The sequence below is a fragment of the Actinopolymorpha cephalotaxi genome, from assembly GCF_013408535.1.
In the GTDB taxonomy this organism is placed as follows: Bacteria; Actinomycetota; Actinomycetes; order Propionibacteriales; family Actinopolymorphaceae; genus Actinopolymorpha; species Actinopolymorpha cephalotaxi.
The window spans coordinates 3,234,876-3,261,660 of sequence record NZ_JACBZA010000001.1 but is presented as its reverse complement, the minus strand read 5'-3'; the positions used below and the strand labels follow the sequence as shown (position 1 = coordinate 3,261,660).

At 66.0% G+C, this 26,785-nt stretch carries 21 protein-coding genes and 1 pseudogene; 16 read left to right on the top strand and 6 right to left on the bottom strand.

Going from position 1 to position 26,785, the window contains the following annotated elements; genetic code table 11:
- Window positions 1–11 precede the first annotated feature (11 nt).
- The 3 genes and pseudogenes from FHR37_RS14360 to FHR37_RS31600 all read right to left on the bottom strand — a co-directional run.
- Window positions 12–728: a YoaK family protein gene (locus FHR37_RS14360; protein ID WP_175542512.1), complete on the bottom strand. Its 717-nt coding sequence runs from the start codon at window positions 726–728 to the stop codon at window positions 12–14.
- Between the two features lie 1,899 nt (window positions 729–2,627).
- Window positions 2,628–2,993: an IS110 family transposase gene (locus FHR37_RS14355; protein WP_269086082.1), complete on the bottom strand. Its 366-nt coding sequence runs from the start codon at window positions 2,991–2,993 to the stop codon at window positions 2,628–2,630.
- Window positions 2,994–3,430: 437 nt separating this feature from the next.
- A pseudogene (locus FHR37_RS31600) lies at window positions 3,431–3,794 on the bottom strand (IS110 family transposase); the annotation flags it as partial.
- Between the two features lie 569 nt (window positions 3,795–4,363).
- On the opposite strand from FHR37_RS31600, the gene FHR37_RS14345 reads away from it, so the two are divergent.
- On the top strand, window positions 4,364–5,068 hold the full coding sequence (locus tag FHR37_RS14345; protein ID WP_139238952.1) for a hypothetical protein: 705 nt from the start codon (window positions 4,364–4,366) through the stop codon (window positions 5,066–5,068).
- 685 nt (window positions 5,069–5,753) lie between these two features.
- Here the strand turns inward: FHR37_RS14345 and FHR37_RS14340 are convergent.
- The gene (locus tag FHR37_RS14340) at window positions 5,754–7,637 is read right to left on the bottom strand and encodes a thiol-activated cytolysin family protein (protein ID WP_175542511.1); all 1,884 of its coding nucleotides are present in this window, start codon (window positions 7,635–7,637) and stop codon (window positions 5,754–5,756) included.
- Between the two features lie 507 nt (window positions 7,638–8,144).
- Between FHR37_RS14340 and FHR37_RS14335 the strand changes: the two genes are divergently transcribed.
- The 4 genes from FHR37_RS14335 to FHR37_RS14320 all read left to right on the top strand — a co-directional run bounded on the left by FHR37_RS14335 (window position 8,145) and on the right by FHR37_RS14320 (window position 15,992).
- Window positions 8,145–10,715, top strand: a complete 2,571-nt coding sequence (locus FHR37_RS14335; RefSeq protein ID WP_092883487.1) for a CHAT domain-containing protein — start codon at window positions 8,145–8,147, stop codon at window positions 10,713–10,715.
- A 39-nt stretch (window positions 10,716–10,754) separates the two neighbouring features.
- Window positions 10,755–12,158 (top strand): esterase/lipase family protein, encoded by a 1,404-nt coding sequence (locus FHR37_RS14330; RefSeq protein ID WP_139238951.1) that lies wholly within the window; start codon window positions 10,755–10,757, stop codon window positions 12,156–12,158.
- Window positions 12,159–12,685: 527 nt separating this feature from the next.
- The gene (locus FHR37_RS14325; protein WP_092883484.1) at window positions 12,686–13,708 is read left to right on the top strand and encodes an NAD-dependent epimerase/dehydratase family protein; all 1,023 of its coding nucleotides are present in this window, start codon (window positions 12,686–12,688) and stop codon (window positions 13,706–13,708) included.
- 1,237 nt (window positions 13,709–14,945) lie between these two features.
- Window positions 14,946–15,992 (top strand): hypothetical protein, encoded by a 1,047-nt coding sequence (locus FHR37_RS14320; protein WP_139238950.1) that lies wholly within the window; start codon window positions 14,946–14,948, stop codon window positions 15,990–15,992.
- A gap of 862 nt (window positions 15,993–16,854) precedes the next feature.
- On the opposite strand, the gene FHR37_RS14315 is transcribed toward FHR37_RS14320, so the two are convergent.
- Both FHR37_RS14315 and FHR37_RS14310 read right to left on the bottom strand, forming a co-directional pair.
- Window positions 16,855–18,219: a helix-turn-helix domain-containing protein gene (locus FHR37_RS14315; protein WP_092883483.1), complete on the bottom strand. Its 1,365-nt coding sequence runs from the start codon at window positions 18,217–18,219 to the stop codon at window positions 16,855–16,857.
- 261 nt (window positions 18,220–18,480) lie between these two features.
- A complete protein-coding gene (locus tag FHR37_RS14310; RefSeq protein ID WP_092883482.1) occupies window positions 18,481–18,870 on the bottom strand; it encodes a GntR family transcriptional regulator in 390 nt (129 codons plus the stop codon).
- A 154-nt stretch (window positions 18,871–19,024) separates the two neighbouring features.
- Here FHR37_RS14310 and FHR37_RS14305 point away from each other — a divergent pair, with 154 nt between their 5' ends.
- The 11 genes from FHR37_RS14305 (at window position 19,025) to FHR37_RS14255 (ending at window position 26,741) form a co-directional block, all read left to right on the top strand.
- Window positions 19,025–19,261, top strand: a complete 237-nt coding sequence (locus FHR37_RS14305; protein ID WP_202818083.1) for a helix-turn-helix domain-containing protein — start codon at window positions 19,025–19,027, stop codon at window positions 19,259–19,261.
- Complete coding sequence (locus FHR37_RS14300) at window positions 19,261–19,530, top strand: hypothetical protein (RefSeq protein WP_092883480.1); 270 nt, start codon at window positions 19,261–19,263, stop codon at window positions 19,528–19,530. The genes FHR37_RS14305 and FHR37_RS14300 overlap by 1 nt, the downstream gene beginning before the upstream one ends.
- Window positions 19,530–19,976 carry a hypothetical protein gene (locus tag FHR37_RS14295; protein ID WP_139238949.1) on the top strand — a complete coding sequence of 149 codons (447 nt, stop codon included), beginning with the start codon at window positions 19,530–19,532 and terminating at the stop codon, window positions 19,974–19,976. The genes FHR37_RS14300 and FHR37_RS14295 overlap by 1 nt, the downstream gene beginning before the upstream one ends.
- 4 nt (window positions 19,977–19,980) lie before the next feature.
- The gene (locus FHR37_RS14290) at window positions 19,981–20,241 is read left to right on the top strand and encodes a hypothetical protein (RefSeq protein ID WP_092883478.1); all 261 of its coding nucleotides are present in this window, start codon (window positions 19,981–19,983) and stop codon (window positions 20,239–20,241) included.
- Window positions 20,238–20,684: a WhiB family transcriptional regulator gene (locus tag FHR37_RS14285; protein WP_139238948.1), complete on the top strand. Its 447-nt coding sequence runs from the start codon at window positions 20,238–20,240 to the stop codon at window positions 20,682–20,684. Before FHR37_RS14290 ends, FHR37_RS14285 begins: the two co-directional genes overlap by 4 nt.
- A complete protein-coding gene (locus tag FHR37_RS14280; RefSeq protein ID WP_092883477.1) occupies window positions 20,681–21,730 on the top strand; it encodes a hypothetical protein in 1,050 nt (349 codons plus the stop codon). The genes FHR37_RS14285 and FHR37_RS14280 overlap by 4 nt, the downstream gene beginning before the upstream one ends.
- A 101-nt stretch (window positions 21,731–21,831) precedes the next feature.
- Window positions 21,832–22,092 (top strand): hypothetical protein, encoded by a 261-nt coding sequence (locus tag FHR37_RS14275; protein ID WP_092883476.1) that lies wholly within the window; start codon window positions 21,832–21,834, stop codon window positions 22,090–22,092.
- Between the two features lie 212 nt (window positions 22,093–22,304).
- Window positions 22,305–22,631 carry a hypothetical protein gene (locus FHR37_RS14270; protein ID WP_139238947.1) on the top strand — a complete coding sequence of 109 codons (327 nt, stop codon included), beginning with the start codon at window positions 22,305–22,307 and terminating at the stop codon, window positions 22,629–22,631.
- Between the two features lie 55 nt (window positions 22,632–22,686).
- Entirely contained in the window at window positions 22,687–23,130 is a 444-nt protein-coding gene (locus FHR37_RS14265; protein WP_092883474.1) for a hypothetical protein, read from the top strand.
- A 13-nt stretch (window positions 23,131–23,143) separates the two neighbouring features.
- Window positions 23,144–24,400, top strand: a complete 1,257-nt coding sequence (locus FHR37_RS14260) for a hypothetical protein (protein WP_092883473.1) — start codon at window positions 23,144–23,146, stop codon at window positions 24,398–24,400.
- Window positions 24,401–24,608: 208 nt separating this feature from the next.
- Complete coding sequence (locus FHR37_RS14255; RefSeq protein WP_139238946.1) at window positions 24,609–26,741, top strand: hypothetical protein; 2,133 nt, start codon at window positions 24,609–24,611, stop codon at window positions 26,739–26,741.
- Window positions 26,742–26,785 lie beyond the last annotated feature (44 nt).

The window sequence follows — 26,785 nt, the reverse complement described above, 5'->3', positions numbered from 1 at the left end:
TCCCTCGTGCCCTATGGGGGCTCGGCGACCGCGGGCGGCCGTAGCCGAGGGGTGCGGGCGTAGATGGCCGTCACGGCGGCTTCGATTCCGGCGACGACGAGTAACGTGGGCCCAGGGCCCAGTCGGAGAAGTAACGTGCCGGCCGCTGCGCCGGTGAACATGCCGAGGATAGTTGCGGCCCGGCGCGCTCGAGTCAATGCAGATGCGCGAGCTGTCCCCGAGTGGAATGGCAGAAGATCCGAGATCGTCTTGACCAGAGTCGTCTGCGCGACGGTGGTAGGCATTTCGGGGATGTCTACGTCGACCATGGCGCGGTTTCGCCATCCCATGGCGCACGCAAGCAGCACGATGACGACGGGCTTGGCATGTGCCGGGAGGCCCTGAGAGCCGCTGACGGCGGCGGCGTAGATTCCGGCACTGCAGATCACGGCGGTCTCGGCCGCCAGTGCGGCGATGAACCATCGTCGCCCGCGAGTGCTCACTCTGACGATGACAGCGTGGGCTGCGGCTACCCCAACCACGAAGGCGGTCACGGCAAGGGCAGGGCCGAGGACCGGCCCGCCCCGTACGACGGCGAAACCAAGCAGCAGTACGTTCCCGGTGACCAGAGTGGCAAACGCGTGCCCGAGCGCAAGAAAGGTGACCGCGTCAACGGCGGCGGACGTTACTGTCAACGCTAAGAGCACGATACTGATGCGCATCTGGCTCTGTGTCGAGTCGTCGGGCACGTTGCGAGTCTGCCGGGCCATCATCGGATGCGTTCCTGGTACGAGTCACAGCGCGCCTGTATGGGTAGATCCTCACCCTTCGTCGGCTGCGGGTTCGGCGACGTTGTGGGGTCCGCATTCGCTACGTGCTTCAGAACTCGGCGACGGAACAGAATCGCGATCTTCTCTCCTGACCAGGTACGGTGCCGACGGAGCCGAGTCCCGCTACCAGTTGGTGAAGGACAACACGGTCACCATTTTCCAGGAGCAGGCGTCGACTCAGGCGGCCAGAGGTGCGGCTGACCCGGTGCGCGCCCGACCCAATGGGTGCCGTCGACGGCGGTGACGTCGGGGTGCGTGGGCGGCGCGGTGGGATTGGCGTTCAGGATGATCACGGTCCTGCCCGGGTCGCCGGGAGCGCGGAGAGCGGAGAGCGTAGAGGTCGTACAGATCGAGGCCTGTCGCCGAGCGGTGGGCACAGGCTCATCCCGTGAAATGGTTGGACATGGCGGGGCGCTTATCCGTTACGAGTTCGGTAAAACTCCTTCAACGATGGACCCCGTCCACTGAGAACGGATCACCGAGCGACGATGGCAGGCGCCGGGGCATCGGCTGCGGCAACCGCAAGCGCCTCCGCACCGCCGGCAGCAAGACGGTTGTTGGGAGCGGTGCCCCCCGTGTGTCAACGCTTCGCGAAACTGACCCCGTGCGGGTTGGCGGGTTCTAGAACCTCAGGGGGTCAGTGTTCAGGAGGCGTCGACACCCGTGTATCGCCCGAGCATCGACAACGATGCTGTCTGACCGACGTGGCGTTCAGTTGAGTGTTCGGGACGCCGGCGGACGGTGCGCAGTCCTACAGCGTGTACGCGGCAAGCGTGCGGAAGCCGCAGGCCCGAGGCGGTTCGAACCAAGATCGTCTCGGATGCTGATGTCTGGTAAGGGTGATCGCGGACAGTGGTCACCAGGCGATGGGACGCCCGCTCCGTGCCCGTCGACGGGTGACCGCCGTATCGATGGCAACGCTGTGATCGCCACCGGCGTGATCTCGGCTGCCTGCGACGCGGGGGCCCCGGACAACCTGTCCATCATGGCAATCCACGACATTGGTTTGCCGCACGGCTCACCCCGCCGCCGACGGTCGTCCGGCTGCCGCTGGAGCAGATGGGGGAGCGCGCCGCGCACGACAGTGAGCGATCGTCGTGTGAGCCTGCCGTCAGCGTGGCTGGCTACCTGCACCGACCTAGAGTCGACCGCTCTGCGAGCACCGATCTAGGTATTCGACCGGGCCGGTGTCGTGACGCGAAGTCATCCTCGGCGGCGCGGGAAGCGGGCATTTCGCACCCCGTGGTCCACGCAAGGACCACCGACTGTTGCATATTCGCAGGTCAGAGCGGGTGCGCCCGGGAGGATTCGAACCTCCGACCATCGGATTAGAAGAATCACCCGCAGCGTTTACAACGCCCTCACCAGCAGCTTTACCACCAAGCTCACCCTCACGAGCACCAGAAGGCGCACTGGTGTACGCCTTTTCGCACCCCGTCCCGCACCTCGCCACCCTCCGGCGATGTAACCACGGGGCTCGGAGACAGTCCGGGACCTAGACGTTCGTCGCTCGCCACCACCAGCTGATCGGCGGCCCGCGGGTTTGCAGATCGGCACTCGTGATCATCTGGCGTCTCTTGGCGGGGCTGTCTGGCCAGATCGCGGCCAGCGTCATCACCGCAAGGTTGGGGTCGTGTCGGTGCGGCTGCGTCGAACGGGTGCCTCATGGGTCGCCGTACATCGACGGGAAGACCGCGAACATCACGATGAAGGCGAGCACGGGAGCGCAGACGCAGATCACGAGCAGGACCCGGGCCTGGAGGGCTATAGGGTCATGACGTGCCCGGACCGAATTCGGGACTGTCTCTAGCTCCTCTGTCAAGCAGCGGCTTGGGTAGTGCTGGTCTGTTCGTCTGCTTGTAGCGCTCCGTAGACGACGTCGGAGAGGCGGCGTTTGAGGATCCGCATGGCTTCCCGGCCACTGTCGCCGGAGGCGACTCGTCTGGCGATCATGGCTTTCGCTTCGGGATGCCAGCGTGCTTGGGTGAGGGCGATGCGGTGGAGTGCCGCGTTGAGTTGGCGGTTGCCGGTGCGCGAGAGCCGGTGCCGGGCCCGGTTGGAGGACCAGACCGGTAGCGGCGCGGTGCCGTTGTGGCGGGCGTAGGCGTCTTTGGACCGGAAGCGCCTGACACCGGCGGTCTCGCCCACGATCTTGGCCGCGGTCAGTGCCCCGCAGCCGGGAATGGCCAGCAGAGACGGCGCGATCGCCTCGACCCTGGTGGTGATCTGGGCGGTGAGTTCGTCGATCTCGGCGGTGAGGCGCGGGCGTGGTCGACCAGGCGCTGGGCAAGGTCGGCCACCAGGTCGTCGGAGTGACGTAGCCGGTCCTCGATGGCGTCGTAGGCGCTGGTCCGGTCAAGGGAACGTGCTCGCGGGTCCCAGCCGGGTCGAGCTCGTGCAGGTGCCAGCGCAGCCGGTTCACGATCCTTGTGCGTTCACCGACAAGCGTTTCTCGATGGTCGGAGAGAAGCCGCACTCGACTGCCCGAGCTCCGTCGCGGGCACCTGCCCCAGTCGCGGCGGAGAGTTGCTGGACCAGCCCACCCGCCGCGGTGTCGAGGAAGCGCAGCAACTCGACCGGGAAGGGCAGGACGATGGTCGAGTTACGTCTCGATCGGGACCGTCAAGACGTGCCGTGGGCAGGTCTGGTTCACGCAACACCGCTCGAGCGACGGCGAGTGCGTCTATTGGGTCGGACTTGCCGTAGGTGGGGGCAGAGTCTCGGACATGAGCCATCAGCTTCGCCGGCACTCGGGTGATGGTTTCGCCCGCGGCGAGCAGGTCCCGCTCCAGGCGCCGGGACAGGTGGCGGCAGTCTTCGACCGCCCATCGCCGGTCTGGGCCGAACTGGTCAACCCAGTGCAGCATCCGAAGGTGGTCTGCGGTGGTGGTGCCGATGGTTCTGGAGGCCAGGTGGCGGCCGTGTTCGTCGATCGCGACGACGGGTGTGGCTGCGCTTGTGCGCGTCGATACCAAGAATCACCATGGGTGCCGTGTTCTCCTTCAGCTGAACGGGAGCATGGACCGGTCGGTGGGCACATCCCAGTCGGGGAGCAGCTGCTGCGTACCAGCGAGCTTCTAGGTCAACGACGCACCAAGCCTCGTACGACAACTTCGACCGGATCGCTCGCACGCTTCTCGCGTCCGGCAAACGTTCGTACTAGTGAGCGTTGGTGTCTACGCGTCGTCGCAGCCAGTCTCGGGACGCGACGGAACCTCCTTGAGGAATTTCCTATGACTGTGACGTACAGCTGCCTCACACTAAGCACATGATGCGGATCCGCCTGTTCAGCCCCTCCAACCCCGCGGCCTTGCAATCGGACGCTGAGACACCACCAATGTCACTGCACCTAGCCGAACAACGAGTGCCAAAGGTAGGTCGTGAATGACTGCATCTCATCTGCGGCCGAGGTCTCGGTGTCGACGGGCGATTACCTGCGTCCAGGTGTTGGCGATGATTCCTTCATTCCTTCCCGTCGGACACCGTCATATGACCGTAAACACAAACACCCTTTCGAGCCAACAAGAAATGCCGCCGTCCCAAGGAGATGGACTATGAGTGCATTAGACGGCCTGCTCATACTCGGTGCACTGTGCATCGTCGCTGCCCTTGCTGGTTCCGTCAGCGGCTTCGGAGTCAGGATTCCTGCACTCACCTCGCCGCCTTTGCGCGTGGCCTTGGGTATCACTGGCGCGGCGCTCATGTTCGTGCCTCTTGCGGTGATGTTTTCTAGCCACTCAGAGAAGAGAGAAGTTTTCGGTCCGGAGCCGACACACACCGATACGCCGACGCCTCCACCACCTGAGCCGGCGCCGCCGACACCTCCGTCACGGGACCCGGCGCCGCCGACATCCCCCAAGCGGGAGTCTGGCTCATCGCGGTCGAGCTTCACCCAAGCCGTCAACACAGAATGCTCGAAGTCGGCTAAGAAGCTCGACTCGATGCCAAATCCGGCCAGCAACGACGAGCATATCCAATCCAGTTTCGATACTTCAGACGAACTCAAGAGACTTTGGAAATCTTTGAACGAGATCCGTCCCCCGTCCGGAGCCGATTCGATTTACATCTCGATGCTCAACCAGCTAGGGGAGATGGCATCCGCTACCGAAAAGGCTGGTTCCGCACTGGAAGCTGGTGACCCGTGGGGCTACAGCCAGGAATGGGATAGATACGGCATAGTCGCGCGCAACTTCGCGCGCTTCGCAAGGGAGTTGAACCTTGATGCTTGCATCGCAGTTTCCGGGGAGACCCAAAGCTAAGCCAGCTCAAGCCCACATCAGGTCTATCGAACGGGTAGCGCCACACAAGTAGGTTCCTTGGATGTCTGTGACGTGGTGACTTGTACCGCTACGGAAGGCGGTCGTGTTGGGTGGCGAGCGCCACGATCTGTCTGTCGCGCACCAGCGCATGCCGCGGCAGAAGTCTGCGCGCAACGGGTGATGCTTGGCTCGAGTTTGTGCAACCTTGCGTGTGCGATGGGCGTCATCTGCCGGTAGGTCTCCGCCTCGGGGCCGCGGGCCAGGACCATGGGGTGGCCGGGTACGGCCAGCACCGTCATCAGCAGGTCGCCGCGGTGGTAACCGGGTGCCCCGCGCGGGATACACCCCGGCCGCACCGTCGATCAAGCCTCCGCGGGCGGTACGCCGTCGGGCGCGCCGCCGCCGGCCGCCACATCAGGCGCGCGATGCATCCCGTATAACCGCGTGCTCAGCGTCGCCGCCACCTGCGACATCCCGCCAGCGCCTCCGCCCAAGCGAGATCGCGTGCGCGAACGAACTCGTCGCCCGGCCGGGAGTCACTTACCACAGTTACTAGCTTATCCGCCGAGGCTGGTAATCGCTGCCGAGCTCGATAACCTTCTCCACGCCGTCGACCGAGCGGGGAAGGGTGCGCGGGGGGGTGGGCTCGGCATTGAGTGTGGTCCGAGCCCACTACGCCCTTCCGCTAGATGAAGACTCCTGCTGCAGCTGCGTTAGCTCGCCGCACGCTTACGGTGGAGGTCCATCTCTTGTTGCGGTCGCCGTTGTAGGGGTTGTTGTCGTTGATGTTGAGCTGGAGTCGGCCGCGTTGCGCGGCGGGCACCTCTGCCTCCCAGAAGGGGCCGGCGGGGATCCATTGTCCATTGCCGAAGCGGATGATGAACATGTACGCGGTTTCCCTCGGAGCCGGTGCGGCCGGATCGGCTTTGTGCCCTGGCCATCCTTCGGGGCCGTGGGGTTGGGAGAAGATGACGCCGGACCAGATCAGGCCGGTGGTGCGGACGGTGACGACGTCCTTGGGGTTGACAGTGATCCCGGTGTCTACCAGTCCACCGCCGGGGCCGTCGAAGACGGGGAACTGTCGGTTTGAGATGTCGCCGCCGACGGCGCTCAAGGGCTGGAGGTACTCGGCGGCGAGGGCGACTCGCGCGATGGTGTTGTCGGCGATGTGTCTGCAGGTGAACGAGATCGGAGCTCCCAGGTTACTGGCGTTGAACACCAGTCCGCTGCGGTAGACAGTCTGCAGCTCGTTGATCGGATCGGCGAGGGTCTGGAAGTTCGCTCGTCCTGGGACGCCGATGGTGTACACCTTCACCTGTGAGCTCTCCAGTACTTCCTTCGTCCGCACGTCGAGAGAACCCGACCCGCTGATGCCAGCGTTGTAATGGGCCCTGAGTGCGGCGGTCATCTCCGTACTGGAGAAGCTTCCCTGTGCAGTGACACATATCAATCGTCCGTACTGAACGCTGTCGATATAGACCGGTGGATTGCCCGGACCTGCGAACGGCGCGACCTGGTCCCACGAAACGCTTGAAGGCCAGAAGCCGTTAGCGCCAGCACCTCCCGGGGTGAAGGTCACCGAGTAGAAGACCTGGCGAATAACGGCGACAGCGGTGCTCTGACGATAGGTGGAGTTGAGCGACGCGTTGGCGTCGACGCCGAAGGCGGAGCCCTTGACCGTCACCCCGAGCTTTACGCCGACCTCACGAAGGGTCGACGCCTTATCGACGCCCGCCTTGAGTAGTCCAGGTGAGTCGACAGGGTTGAGGTCGACGAGGATCTTCCGCCGTGCCTCGTTGACGGTGGCCGACGACGGCGCGGCAACCTGTGCGCTCTGGCCGTGCGACGTGTTGGTAATCAGATCGGTCACCACGTCGAGCGTGCCGGCGACCCGCTGTAGCGGCCCGATCGGTGCGACATCGCCATTGAGTAGTGACCGGCCCTGGATCACCTGACCCGGCCACACGCCCATAGCCGCGATGTCCTGCAGGAATGCCTGCTCCACCAGTTCGCTGGTCAGCCGCCGCCGTTGCTCGGTGATGGTGTAGGCAACACCGCTGACATCGACGGTGGTGCTGGACGGCGGAGCCAGATCAGCGGAGCCTGCTACTACCGCCGGGAGCCGTCCACATTGGTCGACCGCACCATTGAGTCCGCCGGGCTCGGTGACGTACCCACGGGGTGGGATACTCCCGACCCCACCTGGCCCGCCCGATGCCCATACAGGCTCGGTCCCGTTGGCGTAGATGACGAGGTTGCCGTCGTCGCCGAGAACGATGTACGGAGAGTGGAAGGCTGGTCCCCAGGTTCCGGATGCCCAGCGGGCACGATTGCCGGCGTCGTAGCAGACGAAGTGCCCATCGGTCTGGATGACCGCCCGGGTGGGCTTCTGGTCTGCTGGAAGCCACCAGGTGTTTGTGGACCAGTACGCGCGGCGCGTGGAAGCGACGGGGTCCTGGTAGAGGACGAGGTTTCCGTCGGTCTGGAACTGGAGAGCGAATTGGCCATTCGGCGAGATAAGTTGTTCGCCCCAGCCCAGACCCTTGTCAGTAGATAGACGATCAGTCAACCCAGACACCCCCTTACATAGAAGTGATGTGCTGGCCCCGCCCGATGGGTCTCCGCCCCGCGCAGACCCATCGGCCGCATGGTCACACAACATGGCCACCTATTGCCGTCCGGCGACGAACCGATACCTCCGTGACTCAGCCCGATCCACCGCGAGAAGGTGGTACTGCAATGATCACCAACCGATGCCGCCCTGTCTGCCGAATCGGAAAGGTCATTAGCCCACTCTCTTGGCTCCCTTGGCGGGGTACCCGCGATGCTTCGGGCAGCGCGAGCATCGGTGGTGCTCGGTACTCGACGCAACCAAGCAGCGTTGTACGCGCGGCCCCACCTCTTTCTCAGGTGCCAGAAGGGTTGAGGAACGCCACCGAGTTCGTACGGTCCGCCAAGCGTGACGGGGGATCCCACCGGCGTTGTGCCCGGCTGGACGTTACGAAAGGGCAGTGGCGGGCCCGTAGGATGTGGAGCAAGATGAATGAGAGGACGCGGTCCGATCGGGGGTCCATAGATGCCGCACACATCTCGACCGGCGCCGAATCTGGCCGACCTCGCGATCCTCCAAGAGCGCGCCGGCGCGGCGCTTCTCGCGCTAGCTAACGGTGGCTCACGCCCTTCGGACGCTCTCTACGAGCGGTATCTGGGACTGGCGCGCATGCTCGTGGAGCAGGCAACGTGCTTCGAAGAGGAGTCGTCAGGCTTCTTTGATCTCCAGACACTCGCCCTGCCCTTGGTGCAGCAGTTGTCGGTCTACGCCGACCACAAGAAGGCAGCGGGAGACCGAGTGGCCGCCCGGCAACTGAGCCAGGAGGTCGACCAGATCGTCGCCAGTTACCTCGACCAGAAAGTGAGCGCTGCGGTCCGACGTGACCGCGCGATGAACGCAGCAGGCGAAGGGCGCTTCCATGATGCCCTGGTCGGACTGCAGGACTCCGCCGAGGTGTTCGCCGAGAGGGGAGACGTTCTCGAGACAGTCAGGACGGAACTCCAACTGGCGAATGTGTATGAGTGGCTCGGTGACCACGACCGGGCGCTGCAAACGCTGGACAATGCGCACCAACGGGTGGTGCCGATGTTGCCGCAAGGCCCGCCGTCCGCTGCTGAGGTGGAGTCCGCGCTCCGCCGGCAGGTGTCAGAGATCCTAACGCATGGCACGAACACCCGCGAGGGTGAGCAACTCCTTGCGCTTCGCCATTTCGCTTACGAAGTAGTCCAGGCCAAGGGGCGTAATTACCGGGCTGTCGAAGATTACGACAGCGCGGAGAAGCTGTTCCGTGAAGCCCGGCCGTTCTTCATCCAGATGGGCCTGGCGGTTGGAGTTGACTACCACCTGGCGAGCATCGCCTGTGCCCGGCGGGATTATGCAGACGCCCACCGTCTGCTACGTCAGATCGCGCCTGCGTTCGAGGACCCGCAGGTCCGGCCACGCTTGGGTGCCTTGCGCATGCTCCAGTCTGATGTTTTCCTCCTCGGCGGAAGCCCGGACAAGGCACTGGCCGCAGCGGAGTCGGGTTTTGCGGACCAGGGCACGTACCCCGACCTTGACCTCGGGTGGAAACTGCAGTGGCGCCGCGCCCGCGCTCTGGCGGCGTTGAACCGGCCGGTGGACGCTCTCGCGGCGTATGGGGTGGCCATGACCACGGCCGACCGGCTCAGGAGGGCGCCCTTGGGTTACCGCTTGGACACCACATTCCTGCGGGACAAGCTCCCCATGGCACAGGAGGCCATCGACCTGGCGTGCGAGCAGAAGAAGGCGGACGACGTCGCCTGGTTCGTCGAACTGGTAAAGTCGCGCGCCCTGTCTGCGGCGATCAGCATTCCGCGCACTCCTCTCGCCCGGCGGAGTACGGCCGAGATGCGCTTCGACGAGATCTCACGTCAGGTCGACGCCATCGCCTTCGCCAGATACGCCGGGTCGGCTCCCGCGGGCGCCATCCATGAGCGTATAAGGCTGCTCGGCGAACGCGACATCCTGCTCGAAGCCATCCGCATCCGAGAGCCGCGCTGGCGCACACTGTCCGAACCCGCCGAGGTCGACATTGGCGGCGTGCGCGCCCTACTGGGCGACCGCACCGTGCTGGTTCTCTTCCACCGCGGGTCACAGGTCATCGCTGTCGCCATCGACGCGCATGGATCGACGGCAGGAGTGAAGCAGCTTTCGTCCGCCACCACTGAAGCCATATCTCGATTCGCGGACAATCTGCGTAGGCGTGTGCCGGTCGAGGGTCTCTTCGACCTCACGGGCGAGTGCGGAGTCGGCTTGGAGGATGTCCTCCCGTCGGAGGTCATAACACGAATGATCGGGACCAAGATGCTAATCGTCGTTCCACACGGCGTGCTGCACCTAATCCCGTGGGCTTGCCTGGGAATCGGTCCGCGCCGGCTCTTCGAGCTCGCCGCCGTTGGCATCCTTCCCAACTTGGCCTGCCTCCCGTTGCTGGATGCTGGCGCTGACTCGGATCCCGCCGTTGCGTTAATTGGAGCCGCGGACTACAGCGGACTGACTCTTTACAAGCCGCTTACCGATTCGGCGCTGGAGTTGGCTGAAGTCGCCGCTGCTCACCCGGGGCGAGTCGTGAGCCCAACCCCAACTGGCCCGGAGGCGACGGAGGAGGCGTTCTGGCAGCTCGCGGCCTCCTGCGAGGACAGCTACGCGCTTCTCCACTTCAGTGGTCACGGGTCGCTCGAGGCAACGGAACCTCTTGCGTCGGGCCTCGTCCTCACCGACTCGACGGTCGATGCGGCGGAGCTGCTTTCACATCCGCTTCCATTTCGGGAGGTTGTGCTCAGCGCCTGCAGCACTGCCTGGCGGCCGCAGGCGACGCGTGGCATAGAGCTGGTCGGTGACGATGCTCTTGGTATCCCTGCTTCCTTCCTGGAGGCCGGGGCTAGGTTCGTTCTGGCCAACGTCCCGCCGGTACGCGAGTCGGTCTCACGGCAGTTCACAGTCGCCTGGCACCGTCACCGCCGCTCAGGCCTTACCCCGCTGCAGGCGTATCGGGCCGTTCAGCTGGACGCCTATGCGGCGGACCGGACAAGTGTCACCTACTGGGCCGGCACTACCGCTTACGGCAGTCGGTAGCCAGCCGTGCGCGGTGGCAGCCGACAGAGAGGAGTCACCGTGGAACATGACGTATTTGTGCTCATACCGGGGATTCTCGGGAGCGTCCTGCAGAAGGATGGCAAGGATGTGTTCGGACTTACGGCCGGAGCCGGTTTCCGCGCCCTGTTCTCCGGAGGTCACAGCTTGCAGTCGATGCTGCTCACTGAGGATCCATGGCCGGAGAAGGAGCCCGGTGACGAGGAGCCGAAATCGCCTCCAGAATTGGGCGACGGTGTTACAGCCGGCCGGGTCGCCTCAGACGCGCACCTCGTGCCCGGTCTGTGGAAAGTAGACGGATACACGAAAATTGGAGATTTCCTCCGCAGGCGGTTCGACCTTGCGGATGGTGAAAACTATTTCGAGCTGCCCTACGACTGGCGCCGGGACAACCGGGCCGCAGCGCATCAGCTCGCCCTGAGTTCGAGGATCTGGCTGGCTAAAAGACGCGAACAGTATCCGGATGCCAAGCTGGTACTCGTCGGCCACTCTATGGGCGGACTAGTCTCTCGCTACTTCCTCGAGGTCTTGGGGGGATGGCGTGACACCCGCCGCCTAATCACGTTCGGCACGCCGTACCGCGGCTCGCTCAATGCCGTCGAGTTCGTCGCTCATGGATTCAAGAAGTTCTTCGGCCTCGTGGACCTAACCGAGCTGATGTGTTCTTTCACCTCGGTACACCAACTACTGCCAATCTACCGGTGCGTCGAGGTAGGCAAGGACAAGATGGCTAGGCTCACCGAGGTCCCCGAGGTATTGCCTCGACTGACGCCTCAACAGATCGCATCGGCGCGGGCCTTCCATAGCGAAATCGAGGATGCTGTGGCCCGTCATCTCCAGGACGATGAGTACCGGGAACGGGGGTACCAAGTCCGGCCGGTGGTGGGCATAGAGCAACCGACGAACCAGTCGGCCGTCTGGGCTCGTGGCCGCCTCGAGATCCTCCGCACCTACGGTGACAAGGACCTCGGTGGTGACGGGACGGTGCCAAGGGTGTCCGCCTCGCCCCAGGAGGCCAACAGCGACGCGACAGCCATGTTTTCCAGCGACAAGCATGCCAGTCTCCAGAACGCTGATGGAGTCCATACGCAGCTGCGAGGCTGGATGCAAAACATCAACCTCGGCGACTTCAAATTCATCGCTCCAGTCACGGTTAAGGTCGATATTGCTGAAGTACACCGACAGGGTGAGCCAGCACCACTCCTGTTGTCTCCAACGTGGGCAACCCTTGCGGTGCGGGCATCGCTGACCTACGTGGGTGGTCCTGGCGCCGAGGCCGAACCTCAGAGCGCAGTCGAGATCCCTGTGCTGGACGGTGTGCAGGAAGTGGCGCTGCCCACCGGCGCTCCCGGTGTCTACCGCCTGCGGGTGGAGGGAGACGAAATCGAGCCCGTCACTGACCTCTTGGTTGTGGCCCCTGCCTGACCTGCGAGGTTTCCGCATCGCTTGTGATGCTTCAAGACGCGCCAGGGGTTCGGCCAGAACCGGGCCACGGCGGGCCATGAACGCCTCGACGGTGCAGAAGAATCTGGGCGAGGTCCGCTACTGGGTCGAGGTTGAATGGCGCGTTCGGAAAGGTGACAGGTGGAAATCGTAGGGAGTCAGTCGATGTGTTCAGAGAACCTCGAGGTCAGGCTGCGATGGCGGGAGACGGGACAGCGGGACCAGCCGGTTCGTATCCATGCTGATCCTAACGACCTGCCCCAGCTCATGCGCCATCTTGAGACGCTCGCCCGAGCATGGGGTAACCATGACGCGAGCACGCGCTGGCTGGGGGAGTACGAGATGGAGGTTCGTTCGCTTGACCGCCCTTGGGTCGACGCGTTCACCCTCTCCGGCATCTCCGAGGACTCATAGAGGGACACTGCCGGTCGTCGCGCCGGTACCTGCGCCCGTTCCCCTCGAAGGCCGCTCCGTAGGTAGCTGGAGGGCAGTACGGCATCATCGGGGACATGAGGTTGCTGGTGCTGGGTGGGACGAAGTTCGTAGGCCGCGAGGTCGTCTACCAGGCGTTGAGCTGCGGTTGGGCCGTAACGACGTTCAACCGCGGACGCTCCGGTGAGGACCCCGTCGGCGTCCAAGCGATCCGAGGAGATCGATCCGTCGAGGCTGACGTTTCACGTCTCGCGGAGTGCGGGCCCTGGGACGCCGTGGTGGACACCTCTGCCTATGTTCCTCGCAACATGCTCGCCGTCGCCCGGCGCCTGGAACCGGTGGCTTCGCGGTACGTGCTGATCTCGACGGTGAGCGTCTACGCTGGCTGGCCTGTGGAGCCCCTGTCCGAGGACTCGCCACTGCTTGTAGCGCCACCCGACGCCGGGCCAGACTTCGGGGAGGACACCGAGGACGGGCCCACACAGTATGGCTATCAGAAGGCGGGCACCGAGGCCGCCGTCAAAGACGTGTTCGGCTCCGAGCGGACGACCGTGCTGCGCCCGGGGGTCGTGCTCGGACCTGGTGAGTACGTCGGTCGTCTTCCGTGGTGGTTGCGGCGGGCTGCAGCGGGCGGACGGGTTGTAGCGCCTGCACCTCCGCAGCGGTCGATTCAGCCCGTCGACGTCCGCGACCTCGCGGCGTTCGCGCTCAGGTGTGTCGAGCACGGCACCGCCGGGGCATTCAATGTCACGGCACCGATAGGTCGGGAGACGTTCGGCGGGTTGCTTACGGCGTGTGCGCAGGCGACTGGTGGGGATCCGGAGTACGTGTGGATCCCGGACGAGGCGCTGCTCGAAGCGGGCGTACGCCAGTGGTCCGAGCTCCCGCTGTGGCGGACGTTCGAGGGCGTGTGGAGAGTCGACTCGACCCCTGCACTACGTGCAGGTCTTGACTGTCGCCCCCTGGCTGAAACGGTACGAGACACGTGGCAGTGGTTGGTCGAGACCGGGGCCGAGCAGATGCACGAGCGGGCTGTCGAACTCGGACTCAGCCCGGAGCGTGAGCGCGAGTTGCTCGCCATGGTCGGCGGATCTAACTAGCTGCCTGTGCTGGTCGTTGAATACGCCGCCCGCAGTGTCCAGTGCCCGCACGGGGAAGCTGTTGCCGGGGGCCAACGGAGGGTCTCGGGTGATCCAATCCCTGACCGGAACGCGCCCTGGCCCGAGACCATCTCGCTACGGGTCGGTTACAAGTGGCGTACCGGAAAGTTCCTGGACGACGCGGGTTTCGCCGCCATCGAGTTCGACAATCAAAGTGGACTCGGACACGGCGATCGTGACCGCTTGGTGCTTGTCGCATCCTGTCGAGGGCAAACTTAAGGCCGCGGACCAGAACCATTGCAGCTGTCGCAGACGCGTGTATAGCCGGATCGGTTCGGTCGTTGAGCATGGCGGTGGCGCGACCAACCCGCTGCTCCACGAAGGAAGCGGCCCCGGTCGAACGGCGTCGGGTTGGGCCGACCCACGGCGCAACCGGTGGTTGGCCCAAATCCGCTACGAGGTCCCAGCAAGAGTGTGCCCAAGCACGTATGTGAATTAGCGGGTCGTAGCCCCAAAGGTATGAAATTTCAGGCTATGCTAGGAAGAAGAGGGTAAATCCGCGTCGGGAGGTTCCCCAACAACTCCAACCGGATCCGCTTCGGCGCACCAACACGGTCGCATACGCCGCATGCCCGCAATCAAACGGCCCTTCGCCGCGTAAGCAAGCTTCGGACACTCGGGCTGAGTGGGCGGGTTGTGTACGTCATACTCCGGACAGCACAAGTCTGGACATGTACCCTTCGAAGTGATGATCGTCAGAGGTCCATTGTGGACTGCTGGTGGGGGGATGGGGCCCGATGTCTAGACGGTGTTCGAATGCAGTAATTTCGTCGCGCTTCTCGATACCTCGTCCCGCTTGCTCTGGCACACGCCCTCGAGCCTGAAGTGCCGATCTGACGCTAGGGGAGGTTTGGCCACCACCCCGTGACCGGTCAGTTCGAAATACCCGTTCCGAGTAGTCGAAGCCGCCACCGGCAATTCGGTGATTCGTCCCCGAGTGCGACGAACGCTAGGTGAGTAGCGCAGTTTCGTCAACGGTTGGGGCAGTCGAACAGGAGCCGGCCTTCTCGACCGGCCGCGTGTGCAGCAGAATTTCGGCCCATTCTATCGACGCAACTAGCAGTAGTTAGGGCATGCAGGCTTTCAAGGCTGCCCTATACGGGAGTAATACCCGTGAACCTATTTTGGGGGAGACATGGCCCATCGCCGCTCGAAGTCGTCAAGGCGCCTCGCGTGCGTGGCCCTCGTGGCCACATTTTTCACCGGGATCACACCGCTAATTGCGGCCGCAGCTGGTGGTTCGACGCCAGATGCTATCTATAGCCCGCCCAGCATAGGCACTCCGTGGGGGCCTGTGAAATTAAGCCTGATCGTCGGGGCATTTGGTGTGGTGTGTATCTTCCTGGCCATCCTAGGTGGTGGCATCAAGTGGAAGCACGGAGGAATCGAGAGGATTGGCAGCCTACGTCGCCAAATAGTTCTCGGTCTTTTCGGCATCGTATTGGTTGTCCTTAGTCTTCTGATGAACCGGTGGTACATGTTCCATGTTGTGGAGGTGGAGGCTCAGTGGGATAGCCCCGAAGGGTACGCCTGTGCAGGTCCGCTGAATTATACGATCAATCTCACTACTAATGGCCCAGGCCAAGTTAAATATCGGATCACACTCAACAACCGCGAACATGTGACCCTCACAAAGCGAGTCACACACGCGGGGACAACCTCATTCGACGATGACCACTTCTCCGAACAGTTCCTGAAGGGTATCCGTGAGTACGATCCTTCATACCCAACTGTCGGGCTGAATATGGGTGTCTCGACGCTCGATCCGAACGAGGTAGTTTCGCCTGTAGTCAATTTGCCGCCCGGGTGCGATCCCAAACATCAGATTGAAGTATTTTTTTCCGATTTGTCGGAAACGGTCAAAGAATATGGTAGAACATCGTCGGCAGTGACGCATGATTTCTACGATTACCCACTGGATTACTACGGTCACCAGCCGCCTTTTGAGACTGAAGACGACTTTGTTTGTTACATCAAACGTTGCGGCCGGCCTCCGCTGAAGACCAATCCGACCAGGAGTAACTGTCATTATCAACCTGCCAAAGTCCGGTCAATCACTTCCATCAATAATAAGGTTGTTACGCTAGAGGCGGGCGTGGACTGGGCTGCAGGAAAAAAGGCGGGCGTAACTATCGTGGACTACGTACTCGAACGTGCGCAAAGCGGCCAGCCATTCAGAATAATCTCGGTTCGGCAGCCTCGGAAGAGCGAAAAGTGCCAGTAGTCCAACGTGGCGCGCAGTGTGTATCGACGAAGCCGACGTACGAGTAGACACGCTCACACTAAGCGTGGCCGGCTCGCGTCAGCATCGGCCGACTGGCGGGGTTGGCCATCCTCACGATGGTTGGGCATGTATCTAGCTGAGGATTGGTAGTGGTGGAGGGTTGTTCGCGAAAAGCGATGCACCAACTGCCAGGACACGCCGCCCAACTGTAGATACTTGCGCCGCATCCGAAGTCGCAGCTTCTTTTGTCAGCGGCGCCCGGATAATGCCTCCGAAACAGTCCGACCGACCACGACCAGTGTCAAGATCAACTGGAACACCACCGTCGAGCATCAGGCACAGGACGCTTTTGGCATGGGTCCTCGAGGACCACTGCTGTCGACTGGAACGCCCGCCGGGTCCTGGCGACGCTGTCGCCGAGATCACTCGGCTCAACGCTGAGGATGGCGGCTCCATGGACGTGGCGGCAGTGGGCCGTGCTGATCTACGATTACCCGATCGTCATCCACTCGGTCCCGGTGGGCGGCGGCACGCCGTTCTTCGCTGCTCTGGACAACTGAGTGAACCTGAACCTGCTGGAGACCCAGATCTTCCCGGACGGCGTGCTCCTGACGAGGTGCAAAACCACACGCTGGGTATCCGACCTCGGATCGGGGCGGTCTCGGGTAACCAAGGATTTCGTGGCGCTGTGTTCCGAGGCGATCGTGAGAGTCCCCGCCGGATCCTGTTCTTAATCACAATCGGTCCGTCCGGGTAGGGATCTCCTTACGGCAGCACGAGACGCCCGCGCTGCGTGGTACGTCGTTCTCATGGGTACCGGGTGATCGTCATTTGGGGAATTATCTGATCGTCGACAGCGGATCTAGCTTAGTTCTGCATCTCCAGCGGACAGCCAGTCGGAGACTGTGCTGCTTAGTTCGCCGGCGTGCGAGTTGCGCTGCCATTGTGGCCGTGCGAGGAGGCGCCGTACTGTGCCCATTCGGCCGGACAGCGACATCCGGGTTGATGGTGGCGCGGACAGTACCGGCGTCAGATGGGCTTCGGCGCCCGCTAGGTCGCCCATCAGTAGGCGACCTGCAGCGAGGTCAATGCGTGTCCCGAAGACTGGAGAAGCCGTCGACCGGTCGGGTGCGTCACGCGCGTACAGCCTCAATGCCTGTTCCGCGGCCCGCTCAACTCGCTCGCCGTCGTTGACTGCCAGCCAGACGGAGGTGGCGCATGCGGCAGCACGGCCGTCGTCGAACGCGAACTCGCCGCCGATACCGTCGTGAAGGGGATCGGCGGAGCGTTCGGCGTCTTCGCGGTCGCGTTGCGCCGCTTGGAGCATCTGGGCTGCGCCTTGTGGGTTGCCGGCGACGGCGTGGGCGCGTGCGGCGATGTAGCGGAGCCGGAATCGCGAGGCACCGGATGGTGCTCGTGTGAGCCCGAGTTCGATGTGGTCCAGGGCGGCTTCTGGCTTTCCGGCCCAGAATGCGAGCGTGCCCTGGAGCCCGAGCGTCCAGGCCTCCAGTGACGCGTGGCCTGCGTTCTCCGCGTACATGGTCGCCGCCCGGGCCAGCATCGCTGCGTCGTCCCAGCGGCCGAGGTCGAACCCGATGGACGCCATCAGCGCGGTTGACTCGCCGATGACCACATTGAGATCGGCGAGCTCGGACGGTCGGCGGGTCCTCTCCAGGAGGCCGACGGCCTGGTCGCGGATCAACTGGAAGTCCGCGAACTCCTCGATGAGTGGCCGTTCGGTGTAGTCGCGCGAAAGCGAGTGGACGTACTCGAAGAGATAGGCGATTACATCGTCACCGACCCTCGAGCCGATCCGGCCAGCGTCCAGCATGGTCGACCGGGTAGCGGTCGCGAACAGCGAATCCGTTGTGCCGCTCGGCCCTGGGTGAACGGTGCGGGGTGCCTCCGGCGACGTGTCGCCTTCGGCCGCCAGGAACAGGCCGAAGCGGACTTGTTCGTAGGTAGTCGCATGCTCGAGAGTGGTGTCCAGGGCCCGCTGAATCTCGATCCGAGGGACGACATCGGGCTGGCTCTCCCACTTGGACACGGTGCGCGCCCCGACGCCGAGCTTAAGAGCGAAGGCTTCGGTCGAGAACCTGCGCGCGAGGCGCAGGAGCTTGGCTCGCCGACCATCCCACGTGCCTACGACGCCGACGGCAGTTCCGTTACCCGAGACGGCCACGGTGCTCCCCTCCGGAGGCGTGTGGGTAACAACGGTAGCGGTCATGGATAGCCCATCCTCTCGATGACGAGGTTCCTCCATCCTCGTCATCGGGAGCGGGCAGTAGAAGAACCACGTCAGGCAGGTGCAGGCTAGGTGCAGTCTGCGTTCGTGGTCTGCGGGTTCATGGCGGCGTCGACTGGGTCTCTATGGACAGAGGCCCTGGAAATCGGCCGAAGGACAGTAGGACGCATGACCCGGCCGTGGCGGCAGTGCAGGCACGCCTGGAAGTGGTAGCCGCTCGGCTTGAGCGGCTGGAGAGACGTCTCAGCGCCGTGGCGGGCGAGGCTTCTTCTTCAGGTCGTCCTCGACGGCGGCCACCTGGTCCTCGAGGTGTTCGATCCGGTCGAGGATCTCGTCAAGGCGGCGCATGATCGTGGGGACATCCGCGTCGGTACCGCCGGCCTTGTCGTTGCCGCGGCGGCGGACGAAGGTGCCGCGGCCTTGCCAGGTGACGATGAGGCCTTCTTCACGGAGTACGCGCAGGGCTTGCTGGATGGTGCCGCCTGAGACGCCGTACTCCTTGGCGAGTTCGCGTACGGACAGAAGTTGGTCCCCGACGGCGATGTCGCCGGAGGTGATGGCGGCGCGCAGGCTCGCAGCGACCTGCTGGTAGGGCTGCTGCGGGTCGGAGTAGTCGAGGGGTCTGCCGCTCACGCGGCAAGGCTAAGCAGGCGGGTTCTGTACTGGGAGACTCGCCTCTGCTCAGAGTATCGACACAGCTAATACAGCTGTTACAGTGACTCGGGATGAGAGTTCCGGCCCATGTGAGGGGAGAGGTGCTGTGAGGTCAGTGCTGCGGAGCAGGAGTGTGGCGGCGGCTGCGGAGCCGCGCCGGTTCTACAGCGTCGCCGAGGTGGCGCGGATCCTGGGCACGTCGGAGATGACGTTGTACCGCGCGATCCACGCGGGGGAGTTCCCGGCGGTGCGGATCCGGGGCCGGCTGATCGTGCCGGCGAAGGCGCTGGATGACATGGTCGAGGCCGCACTGAGTACGCAGGCGGTGGTGGATGCCGGGGACTGGGTGCCGGCCGGCGGTGTGGCCTGATGACCGCTGAACGGGAACCCGCGACGGTGGGCGATCAGTTCGCCGCGTTGGTGGCCGAGGTGTTGCGCCGGTTGTCTGATCAGCACGCGGCGCTTGCGGCGGACCTGGCCGCGCGGGCCGGCTACTGGCGTACCGACCCGGACGCGGCTGACCATCATGCGGCCGCTCGGGTGCTGGCCGCTGACGCTGAGGCGCTGGAGCAGTCGCTTCGCCCCGGCGCTGCCGCTGCCCGCCCTACCGCGGTCAGCCGCACGGAGGTGTGGGGCTGATGGGGACTGTCTATGCCGGCGCGTACGCGGAACTGATCGGCGCCGACCACGAGGGCTACGCCGCCCGCCGACTCCCGGACGGGTCCCTGACGAGCACCTGGACGGCGCAGGCGGCGGACTTCACCGGTTACGTCGCGGCGTGCAGCTGCGGCTGGCACGGCAGCGTCGACCACCCGCCCACAGACGACGGCGAGATCGCCGCCGCGGGGGAGTGGCACCAAACACACCTGCAGGAGCTGATCGCCAAGGCCGAAGCGGGCTGGCCTTCCTGGGCCGAATGCGTAGCTGTGCGGGCGCGCGTGGTGGCCGGGCACGTCGCGTCCGGACGACCGGACATGGCGGCCGAGATCGCGGCACGTCTAGAGGGCGAGGTCGCCACCTGGCGGCGCACCGCCCAAGAACTCGCCCAGGAAGCGGCGCAGTCCCTGACGCGGGGAGGGGTCTGACGCGATGGGTGTCGTGGTGGGCCTGCACACCGAGGTGGTGCTGGACGAGCACGCGGTCGCGGCTGAACGTCGGGCGCTGGTCGCCGAGCTGGCTGCGGAGCGGTTCGGCGCGATCCATCTGCACCGCGACGGCCGGCCCGATCCGAAGGAAGTCGAGGCTGCCGAGGCGCTGGAACGCGCCGCGCAGCTGGCCCGCGAGGTCGCTGAGTCCGAACGCCGCCGGTGCGCTCGCCGCGCCGTACCCGCCCAGGAGGCCACCCGATGACCACCACTGACATGGTGACCGCGCTGGACACGCCGGTGGAGTGGTTGCCGCTGCGCGTGCTGGAGGAACACACCGCGACGGACGGGCTGTGTCGCCAGCCGGAGGCGAACCCGGACGCCTGGTACCCCGAACGCCAGGCTCCGGACTTCCTGGCCGCCGAGGCCGACCGGCTGTGCGGGCCGTGCCCGGTCCGGGCGGCATGCCTGGAACTCGCCGTACGCCATGAGGCCCGCGGCCTGGACGCCTGGGGCATCTGGGGCGGCACCACCCCCGACCAGCGCCGACCACTCGTACAGACCAGGCTGCGCGCCGACGCACCGCACGCCGGAGCGTCGACTCCCGAGTCGTCCCGGGCTGGTGAGGTTCCCCCCACCTCCCAGCCCGGGACCCACCACCGCCGTCGCCCCGGTGGTGGCCGCCGCCGGGCGGGTGAGGCTGCATGAACACGCCCCAGCAGACCTCCACCCGCCCGGCGCCGCGGAACAACCCTGCGGCCCGTGAGTCTGGGCAGGCATCGCCGGTCGAACAGCTCGCCGTCGAAGCGGAGGAGGCCACCCGACTGCGGCGACTCCAGGTCCATCCGGACGTGGTGGCACTGCGAGTGGAGCGGGTTCGCCGGCGCGTCGACCGGTGCATGTGGGCCGGGATCCTGCTCGGCCTGGGATTCACGGCCGCGAACGTGCAGGCATTCGCCGCAGGCGACTCCCCGGCCGGGTCACTGCCGTGGGCGGTGGCGTGGCTGCTGGACCCGATGGTGTCGGTCGTCCTCCTCGGCGTGCTGTGGGCCGAGCAGGAAACCGGCCGCTACCGGATCGCCTCCGGCCGCACCGTGCGGGCGGTGAAGTGGTTCACTTTCGGCGCCACCTACGTCATGAACACCTGGCAGTCCTGGGGCGCCGCGTCCCCGTCGGGGATCGTGCTGCACTCGGTGCCGCCACTGCTGGTGCTGGCGGCCGCCGAGGTCGGCCCCGAACTCCGCCACCGGCTCACCGCCGCCGTCGACCGCTCCTACCGCCACACCGCCACAGCTGCCGCTAGCGCCAGAGCGGAAGTGACGGGCAGCGCCGGCACGTCGACCACCTCGGGTGACGCCGCCAGTAGCGCTGCCTTCGGCAGTGTCGGTGGCGTCACCCCGGTCGGTTTGGTGGCACTGCCGGGCGGGCGTCACGTCGTCTCTGCCACCCCGAATGTGGCTCCAACCCGGGCCACGAGTGGCGTACGCAAGACCGACACGCCAGAGCGGCCCGGTGGCGCCAAGCAGGCGATGCGTCGCCACTGGGACGCCGAGGTCGCCGCAGGCCGGATGCCAAGTGGCGCCGACCTGAACCGCGCCGCCGGCAAGGACGCCGGCGCCTCACTCGGCCGGAAGTACGCCGGTGAGTGGCGCTCCGAACTCGACGCCACAACCGCCAACCAGCCGAGCGCCACCGAGAGCACCGACGAGCGGGCCGACACCCACTCGTCGACTGCCGGAGAGGCGGCGTCATGACCGGTCGCCACCGCTACCTGCTCAGGACGCCAACCGCGCATCAGCGACCGGCGTCACCGCCACCGCGATTCACGACCGCCGCACGTCAGAGGGGAGACGACATGGCCGGGCATCGCCGCAGCCGGAACACCGGCAGGCCGCTGCAGCGCCGCACCCGCTGCGTGAACCGTCGCCGGCGCCTGGACGAGCGGATGGCGGCCGCGCACACCCCGGCCGAGCGGTTCGCCGCGGCCGCGGAGTACCTGCGGTCCGCACTGGCGATGGTGCCGCACGACTTGGCGCAGGCGGCGGCCGAGCAGGCCGCGAACAACCTGATCGAGCGGGCCGAGGCCCTGCACAGCGCGAACCTGAGGAGGTTGTGATGAGCGCACCCCTACCCGACGAAACCACTGGCGGTCCGGCTCGGCGATCAACGTCGACGAGCACGCCCGCGCCTGGGGGGCCCGTGGGTGGTTCCACCGGTGGTTCCATCGCCACGTCGCCTCCGCCGTCGGCCCCTCAGCGGGAGCCGCGCGCGAGCGCGCGCGAGGAGAACCCGCCCGGTTCCGTTCCGATGTGGCAGCGGTGCCGCGCGATGGCCGGCCGGTTGGCGCCGGTGGTGCGGGGGATGCGGCCGCCTGAGGTGTGGGAGACCGGGCGGCCGAGCCTTCGGCAGGTGTGGCACTACGCCGCCTACGGCCAATGGACCGGGCAAGGCACGGTGGGCCGGATCCTCGGCATCACCTACGCCGTGCTGGTCACGCTGCCCGCGCTGACGGCCGGCTACTACCTGCTGTGGGTGCTGGAACGGCCCGCCCGGCTGGCCGCAGCCCTCGTCCTCGCGGTGCTGTGCGTTCTCACCCCGCCTGGCGCGTTCGCCGCGCACCTGGCCATGGACGCCGCCCGAGCCCTGCTCACCTGACACCCGCCCGCCACTACACCGGCCGAACCCGAGACACACCTAGGAGGAGCCCGTGATGTTCGCATGGTCCGCGGCCGCGGTGGGCGCGTTCTTGTTCACCGCCGGCGTCATCTCGATCCGCAAGAACAAGCTGCCCCGAGCCCGGAACTGGCTGATGCTGCTCGCCGGCACCGGCATGTCCGGGATCCTCGGCGCGGTCATCGGCTGGCTGACCGGCACGCTCGGCAAGGTCGGCGGCACCGCCACCCAGATCGTGTTCGGCGTCGGTGTACCCGCCGTGATCGGGTTCGCGGTCGCGTGGATCCTCGCGATCGACCTGCACCCGAAGAAGGGCAAGCCGTCCCGGGTCACGCCGTGGCTGGCGCTGCTGGCGTTCCCACTGCTGGTGGTCACGTTCGGCGGGGTGATGGGCAGCCTGCCCGATCGGGTCAACGAAGCCGTCGCCTCGGCCGGATCGGCACTGTCGCAGGCCATCGGCGACCTGATCAACAACCTGTGAGAAGGAGGCCGGGATGGAAGCGCTCATCTTCGCGCTGGTGATCGCGGGGCTGATCCAGCGGGTCGCAGCCGACTGGTGGGCCGGCGTGACCGGACGGCAGTTCCCCTCCCACACCTACCGGGCCCGGCGGATGGAGCTACGCGCCGCACGCCACGCGGCTGCGGGCACGACCCCGCCTGCCCGGAACCCGGCACGGCAGTACGCCGCCGACATGTGGGCCTACACCTGGGACGGCCTCGCGCAGCGCCAGCAGGTCCGTCACACCGAACGGCTCGACGCCTGGCGGCGCAAGCGGCAGGAGCCGTCCGGCCCGCAGCCGATGCGGGACCACCTGCGCATGCGCTGGCACACCGGGCCCGTCACCTGGTGGGCCAACGCCTGGCAGACCCGCACAGACAAGCGAAACCGCAAACTCGCCGACTCTGGAGAACCCGCCGACCGCCAGTCGGCCGAGCCGAGTCTCGACCAGCGGCCGCAGGGTGATCCGCAGGGAAGTGGCGAGCGCCGCTCCGACAAGAACGGCGAGCGACCTCCGGCCCCGGACCCCAACCGCAAGCAGGCACCACGTCCGCCTGCCCCCTCGCCAGACGCGGAAAGAACGCCAGGGCCAGTTGGGGCTCAGGTCATCCCGTTCCCCACCGCACCGCGCTCTGACCGAGCTGGTGGGTGGGAGCACGAGCACGCAGATCTGTGGAAGGAGGCCTACGACTACGCCCGCAATGCCGGTGCGGGGGACCGGGCGCTGTTCTACGCCGACTGGTACGCCCTCGGCCACCTCAACGACGAGCCGGCCGCCCGCCCAGACCACCAGACCGCTTACGCCCGTTACCGCGCCACCCGTGAACCCGACGGGGCGTCGAGCCCCGGCGCCCCAGCGCCGGAAGGCCACAGCGCCGGCGAGCCAGGCGCCACCAGCGACAAGCCCAGCCCAAACAGCAGGGACACCAACGAGAGCGAGAGGAACGACACCGTGGACACCACCGTGAACGCCGAAGTCACCGGACTCCAGTCCGCCCGCCAGTACGTCGCGTCGATGGCGGCTGCCACCCGGCAGGGATCGAACTCGATCGAGTCCGCGATGAGCGGACTGCTGGCCGGCGACGTCACCGGACCCGCCCTGCAGCACCTGACCGCCGCACAGGAATCCCTCGCCGCGGCGGCCGGCGCGTTCGAGCAGGCATCCAGCGTGCTGGACCGCCACCAGGGTGTGGCCGAGGCCTACGCCGCCAACCCTGACGCCGGAACCCGCGAGTTCGTCAAGAGCGAGTAGTCCGTCTCCACCACCACAAGGCTGCCTGGCCCGGGACCCGGCCCCGGGCCAGGCACCCCAACCCAGACCCAGCGACCAACAGACACGCGACCAGAGGTCGCGACCGGAGGCAGGAGGACACCCGGTGCCTTTCCTGACGCGCCAAACTGACAGCCATCCCAGGCCGCGGACATCGCGGCGTGGCGCCGCATCAGTGCCGGAGCGGCTGGTGCTCGTCGACGAGGGTGAGTGGTGGGACGGCCCGAACCGCGGCGGCCGCGACAAGCGCGCTACGCCGAAGACCGCGGGCCGCAGGTCGGGCAACGGTTCACCGACAACCGTGCTGCAGCGGGGCCGCAGTGCGGAGGAACTGCAGGCCGAGACGCAGCGCCACCGGCGAGGTCGTACCGTCTACCGGCTGCGCTGGCACCTGCTTCCACACTGCGTCGCAGCTGTCCTACTAGGCCTCGCCGGGCTCGGCTGGTTGGTCGACTTCTCCACCCACCACGTCTTCACCGAACCGCTGGCCCTGGTGCCGGCCGGACTACTTCTCGCCGGACTGGCCACGGTATGGGTCGTACGCGGCGGGAAGCTGCGCCGGTGGCGTTGGCACCGACGCGTCAGCCTGGCCGCCGTGTTCGCCGCCTGCTGGTTGGCCGCCGCGATCTGGGCCGGCCCGTCCTGGGACGCGACCACGGCCATCGCTGCGGCCGATCTCGTGTTCGGCGCAGGGTATTGGCGCACGATCCGCATCTACGGGCCCGCGCACAAGCCGCTCCCGGACGCGGGGGAGGAGCAGGTACCTGAGACGCCGATCTACCGGCGGTGGGCCGACAACATCGCCACCGACGGTGGAGTCGCGCCGAAGTCGCGGCTGACCGGCCGGGAGGTCGACGACATCACCGAGAAGTACACCGTGGAGTTGGTGCGCGGGAAGCAGTCGATCAAGACGATCGAAGCGAACCTGGACAAGGTCTACTCCGGCCTCGGCCACGGTGCGGAAGAGGTCATCGTCGAACCCCACCCCTCCCGCGACCCTGCCCGGCTGGCGTTGACAATCGTGCACACCTCCCCGGTCAAGGAGACCGTGGCGTTCACCGGGCCGCAGTACTACCGCGACGGTGACCACTCCTGGATCGAGATCGGCCCCTACGCCGACGGCGCCGCACGAGTCCGCGTACCCGTCTACGCGCCGAACTCGATCCGCAACCTCACCATCATCGGCGGCCAGGGCTCGGGAAAGTCCGCGATGCTCAACGCCGCCGCCGTCTCGCTCCGCGCGTCCGGGCACACGGTCGTGTTCTACCTGGACGGCCAGGACGGGGTCTCGTCGCCGCAGTTGCTGCGGTACGCAACCTGGGCGCCAACCGGTGAGGACCGCGAGCTCGTCGTCCTCGAGGCACTCGAACGGATCTACGCGGTGCGCGGGAAGCTGATGAAGAAGTTCGGCGTCCCCGGCCTCAACCCCACCCCGGAGCTGCCCGGGATCGTGGTGATCGTCGACGAGTTCCACGTGTTCTGGCGCCCCTCCAGCAAGCACCTGGAACGGTGGGAACGCCTCATCCGCACCGGCCGCAAGGTCGGCGTCGGGTTCTGGGCCGCCACCCAGCACCCGTCGGTGGAGTCATTCGGCAACGACAAGATCCGCTCACTGCTGCAGCAGTACACCACCCTCGTCCTGCGCACCGCCGGCGCTGTTGCACAGAACATCCTGCGGATCAAGGTCAACCCCGGCGACCTCCCCACCCAGCCCGGCTACGGCTACGTCATCGGCGGCACCGAATCCGTACGCACCGCACCGTTCCGCGCGGACTTCCTCGACGACAAGAACGGCGACGCCGACACCATGTTCGAGACCTACCGCGGCTGCGACCTGGACAAGTGGTCCACCAAGGCCGCCGGACACGCCTTTATCCACCGCGCAGAGATCGCCGCCCAACAGCGCCAGGACCTCGACGACGAACTCGCCGCCTGGGAAACCGGCGGCGACGCCGAGCACGACCTCCTCGCCACGCTTGCCACCGAGTTGGACGAACTCGACGGCCTGGCCGCTGTCACGGCGATCGGCCTCGTACCCAACTTCCCGCCGGCACCGCCGCTCCGCGTCATCGACGGCGGTCACGTCGACGATCGGACAGACGGGCTGGCGGGGGAGTCGTCCATGCCCAGCGCGGGTGGTGGGGGAGCGCGGGAAGCCGTACTTGCCGCCGTCGTCGCCGGCGCAACCACACCAACCGAGGCGATGGACGCCACCGGCTACGGCAAGACCCAGGTCTGGCGTGCCCTCCGCGCCCTCGAGAACGATGGCGCCGTCGTCAAGGAAGCCCGCGGCACCTACCGACCCGGGCAGGAGGCTCAGTAACCCCAGACAACATCCGCCCATCTGAAGCGCCTGGGGGCGTGGCA